Origin of the sequence: Chitinimonas sp. BJB300, from assembly GCF_002735695.1 — a bacterium.
Classification (GTDB): domain Bacteria; phylum Pseudomonadota; class Gammaproteobacteria; order Burkholderiales; family Chitinimonadaceae; genus Chitinimonas.
In genome coordinates this window covers 1-4,657 of sequence record NZ_PDZH01000205.1, presented here as the reverse complement: position 1 = coordinate 4,657, position 4,657 = coordinate 1, and the positions used below count along the sequence as shown (strand labels likewise).

General features: G+C 53.9%; 3 protein-coding genes. 1 reads left to right on the top strand and 2 read right to left on the bottom strand.

Annotation, left to right across the window (positions count from 1 at the left end; translation table 11 throughout):
• The first annotated feature begins 324 nt into the window (after positions 1-324).
• Positions 325-792, top strand: a complete 468-nt coding sequence (locus CSQ89_RS20050; RefSeq protein WP_099407785.1) for a DUF4442 domain-containing protein — start codon at positions 325-327, stop codon at positions 790-792.
• 138 nt (positions 793-930) lie between these two features.
• Here the strand turns inward: CSQ89_RS20050 and CSQ89_RS20045 are convergent, their stop codons facing one another.
• Positions 931-2,100: a hypothetical protein gene (locus tag CSQ89_RS20045; RefSeq protein ID WP_099407784.1), complete on the bottom strand. Its 1,170-nt coding sequence runs from the start codon at positions 2,098-2,100 to the stop codon at positions 931-933.
• Between the two features lie 101 nt (positions 2,101-2,201).
• A complete protein-coding gene (locus tag CSQ89_RS20040; RefSeq protein ID WP_099407783.1) occupies positions 2,202-4,370 on the bottom strand; it encodes a hypothetical protein in 2,169 nt (722 codons plus the stop codon).
• Between the last annotated feature and the right edge of the window lie 287 nt (positions 4,371-4,657).

Here is a 4,657-nt window from a genome sequence, read left to right as displayed (position 1 = left end):
GCTTCCTTCCCACGCTCGGTCGCCCTCACGCAGTTGCGCTTCACTTCGTTCGTTGTGATCAACTTACGGCGGGACTTCCACCCGCAGGAGTGCGCCCATGCTGGGCGCACATGAATAACGCCCCGGATCGGGGCCTTAGATAGCGCAGCATCGCTTACGCGAGGCTGATCACTAAACTTATATAGCAAATAATTCATCACTAGTTGTTTAGTCCCACAGTGTGCTGGAACGGATCAATACTCAAACCAGTGTCACCACAAAATTGACAAACAAGCGCTTGATAGCCAACCTCAAGGCTCCACTCAGAAAGAGCCATAATTCAACATGAAGTCCCGCACCTTCCGATGGTTAATCAATCTCTGGCCACCGTTTTTGCTCACGGGCGTCCACGCTACGCGGGTTAGTACCGATTACCGTACAGCCGAGGTCTCTTTAAAGCTGCATTGGTACAACCGCAATTATGTCGGAACACACTTCGGTGGCAGCCTGTTTGTAATGACGGACCCTTGGTACATGCTGATGTTGATGCAGATTCTGGGGAGGGACTATTACGTATGGGATCAAAGCGCCAGTATTGACTTTGTGGCGCCAGGACGCGGAACGGTACGTGCCAAGTTTGAAATTGATGAAGCCATCTTGACAGAAATCCAGGCACGCACAGCTGATGGCGAGAAGTACCTGCCACAGTTCAATATCAACATTGTTGACGATAAAGAACAGCTAGTTGCCCAGGTGCGCAAGACGATCTATATCCGGAAGAAGCCCCCTAAGAACCTGTCTAAAGTCTGCTAGGCGTCGGCAATATGGCGTTGAAAACGTCCCCGGAATGCTCATTTACTCGGTGTGAACTCCGCTTCCTCGGCTGTTTTCGCCTTATCTTGCCTTAGCTCGCGAGACTTTAGACAGGTTCTAAGCATCAGCCCAATATTGCTACCAAGGCTGAAAAGGTAACGTAAGTCGGAAGCCCATAGCCAGGGCACGGGCTTGGTTCACGCTGGCATTGCTACTTGCAAGCGATAGAGCAAGCCATGGATTACTTAGACTGCACTCCACAAGACCAGTGCGCGGTGTGTAGGCCAAGCCTAGCCAGTTTTCCGACATAAGCAGGTATTCGCCATGCAGCCGCGGCAGGCTTAATCCATCAACGTATCGCCATGCCAATCCGCCCTGCCATTGCGTACCTCGCCAACGTAAATCAGCCAGCCAATTCGCCTTTGGGCGCAACGCCAAATCACCACGGCTATCCCGCCCCAACACAGCCGGGGAACCATCCGCGTTGCCAATCAAATCGCCATCTTTGCTATATAAGAAACTACCTGACTGGTAAGAGCGCGGGATATCCCGGCCCTTGATTCTTGCAGCGAGATCAAAACCTGCAAGTTCTGCCTGCCAGCCATTCGCCCCACGCCAGCGCAGACCAATGTCCAAAGCATATCCATAGCCAGACGGGTTGCCTGCCGCCACAAAACGGTTGAAACGTGTAAGGTCACTTGTGTTCATCAGGCTGCCGGCTGTTTCGCGGCGCCCCGTGAACTCCAGTTGCTGGTTGGCATTGGCTTGGGCAACGCCCACAAAGTTTTCAGTTTTGAAGTCCACCGACTTCAAGTATTGCACTGCCAACCCCGCATCCAGCTGACCAAACTTGGCGATAGGGAAGCTGAAGGACTTGCCCAGCCGGAATCCCCGACCAGTCCAGTAATCCATACCGTAGTCCAATGCATAACGCTGCCCAGCATTGAATGGAAGACGTTGCTCGATCTGCTGCGCCAATAAAACCGTATCTTGATTGGCATGGGCTACGCCGTAGCGACGCGCCAATACACTCATATGCCAGCCTTGCTCCTCGGCGCCCGCAATCGCCCAGCCATCTAAAAATGCATGCTCACGTTGATGCCGCCCCTTGAGTCGCCGCCCCCAGTCATCATCATTTAAACGCAGGAGGGGGATGGGATCGCTGAAAGCCTGTACATCCAAGCCAAATTGCAGGCTTGCCTGCGGGTCGAAACCAGCTGGGTTGTCTTGCAGGCTGGCAGCCCATACCGGTGCAGATCCAAGGCCAGTTAATATGAGCAACAACGACGAGAAACGCAGTACGTGCATGTGTCTACCTTGAACGCGTTAGCAAGAAAAATATAAAGGCCTGCTAGCTCACGCTGCAGGCCTCAAACCCTACCAACCCCTATAGGCTAGCGCGGCATGAGTCATCCTAGAGACTCGGTCAAGCCATCTTTGAAGTTGACCTTGTCATCCAAAACATCACCCACCTCCTGCTCGCCCTTCTTCACTTTACCAACAAACTTACGGGCGGCATTTCGGGTCAGAGTAATCGTCACACCATCTGGATTACTGATGGTGGCAGTATCAGCAAGCTCACCGTTCACCAAAGTAGCCCCCAATATCACAACGCGATCACCTAGCTTATCGCTGGCAGACACCTTGACAGTATCAACGCCCGCTTGCTCGCGCTCCATCCCGATCGACATTTCCACCACCGCGCCCGATTCAGTAGGCACCTTGGCTGACAAAGCAACCGTACCCGCATCCAAGCCATTTGCCGCATCGATTGCCTTGCGCACCACCTTGGCTGCTACATCAATCACAGTGGTATTCGCAACAGCAATCGAGCCCGTGAAGATGCCAGTAGCCGGCAGCACCACAGGGTCACCCAACGACAGGTCACCATTGACGACATGGTGGCCCACAGTCGCCTTCACTTTCAGTGTCCCATATGCCATCTCGTCGCTTTCGCGGAAGCTAAGGTGCGAGCCATCCAGCATCTCCAACTTGGCCGTCTTGTCGCCCACAGTACGAGTAACAGCCCCTACCACCGAGCCAGTACCCGAAATCTTGCCTGAGTTATCCACCAGCTCAGTACGGGATAAGGTGACATCAAACGCCTGCTTGTCTTCCACGAGCATGCCATAGGGCATATCACCCTTGGCGATCAACGTCTCAGCAGCGCCCGATTTTCTATAGCTGAGCGTACCGTCCTGGTCTGTCCCAAAAGGACGCTTGGTGTAATTCGGGGTGTCATAACTGCCATCGGATGAAAACTCCTTGTACGCATCCCAACTGGCCAAGCCATCTGCAGCTCCCTGCTTCACCGTAAAGGCGAAGCGGCTCCACTCGGTTGCGCTAGCTGGATTGCGACCCTGGCCATTGGCATAGGTACACTTCACTTCAGCTACCGCTTTGGCGCTCGCCACATCCGATCGGCAACGCATTACCAAAGCACCACCCGAAGCAAATTCCTTCTCCCAGCGATTATCCCGATTAGGGTTCTGCACTGCACCCGTTGTATTTTCAGCCCTAAGGTCGCGCAAAAAATCAAAACCCTTATTGAGCATATGAAAATGCTCCAGGCTGAGGCGACCCACATCATTGACCTTCTTAACCGCGTCGGACAACCCAACGCCCGTAAGGTGTAGCTGAGCATCCGCCAAGGAAGCCGACACACGTACATCCCGCAACAGCTTGCGGGCAGCGGCAATACCGGCACCCAGCGACGTATCGACCGGTGTCGGGATCGGGTTAATCACCACCACTTCATTATTGACCCGTTCTTTGGTGGCATCATCGGCAAAGTCATTGGCGGCTTTACGCAACTTGGTATTGAAATTGTTGATGAAATCACCGATCACCACACCCGTCAGTGGCGCAGTATCGGTAGGCAATGCAACACCATCGAGCTTCCCATCCGCCATATCACGGGCCAGAAACTTTGCAATGTCGTGCGCAGCCACGCCGGGCGCGCCGCTATTCGCAATACCGGCCAACACCAAGGCATAACGATCGGCACTACTGTCTTTTAACGTTCCAGCAGAGGTCTTGCCTACCAGGGTCGGTGGTGTCAGCACATCGCCCAAACCGAAAGCCGCGGCAATTGTTGCATTGGCTTGCTGAATATTGGTACTACTCGCGGCAGTCAAGCCACCGGCAACCGCCTCCAACTGACGTTTAGCCGCATCAGACAACGGTGTCACCCCTACCGTCGTCGTACCCGCCGGGGCCACGGCAGTCAGGGTTGCACCATTTGGGAACACCACATCAGTGCCTGTCGCCTCATCAAAGTAAGTCGCAGTGCCATTGCCGACCACCTCAACCACATAAGGGCCGGTATGGGTACCAATGCTAACTCCCGCCGTACCATTCGCATCAATCGTACCGGTACCCAACACTGCACCCGGCAAAGTAAGCACCCTGACTGGCGTACCTTGGGAAAATTTTCCCAATGACGGCGATACCGTCACACTCGCAGCAGTGGGGGGCGTAGTCGTCGTAGTCGTAGTATCACCGCCGCCGCAGCCGCCCAAAGCAAGCGCCAGTGCACTGCTCACTGCCAGCACGGGATACTGCGTTTTTCTTTGCATGATCATCTCCTCTGTTTACTCAGCTGTCTCAGCCTATTTGCAATGCGAAATACACCATTGAGTCTGCGTCATGCACAGAAGCAAAACCCGGCATATCAATGCCGGGCTTGATGGTGACTTGGGCAGAATTAAAACTTAGCAGCTGTTCGTCCTGCTTACCAACTGATGTTACGCAGTGCATACGCTAACCTGTCGCAATGAAGAACAAAGAACTCGATTTGTACACCGACTATTTGCTGAGCACGTTTGGTGCGGCGACAGCAACGGGCTTGTCGGCGATGGTAGGT